The sequence below is a fragment of the Sphaerospermopsis reniformis genome (assembly GCF_005402885.1).
GTDB lineage: Bacteria > Cyanobacteriota > Cyanobacteriia > Cyanobacteriales > Nostocaceae > Sphaerospermopsis > Sphaerospermopsis kisseleviana.
The window spans coordinates 1-358 of record NZ_BJCE01000593.1; the positions used below are offsets into that span (position 1 = coordinate 1).

Genomic DNA, 358 nt, shown 5'->3' on the forward strand with positions numbered 1-358 from the left:
ATGGTTTTAGTTCTACTGGCGACGTAAAATTGTTTGCAAGTGGTAACATTACTGCGGGTAATATTTTTAGCGCTGGTAATGGTTATGATTCTGGTAATATTTCCGTAGAAAGTACCACTGGTGAAATCAAATTAGGAAATTTGCAAAATTATAATAATTATGGTTTTAGTTCTACTGCCAACGTAAAATGGTTTGCAAGTGGTAACATTACTGCGGGTGATATTGTTAGCACTGGTAATGGTTATGATTCTGGTAATATTTCCGTAGAAAGTACCACTGGTGAAATTAACTTAGGAAATTTGCAAAATTATAATAATTATGGTTTTAGTTCTACTGCCAACGTAAAATTATTTGCAAG

Annotated in this window: 1 protein-coding gene; it reads left to right on the forward strand. The window is 33.0% G+C overall.

Going from position 1 to position 358, the window contains the following annotated elements:
* The coding region (locus tag FFR48_RS28550) for a hypothetical protein (protein ID WP_201277717.1) at window positions 1-358 on the forward strand (358 nt) is incomplete at both ends.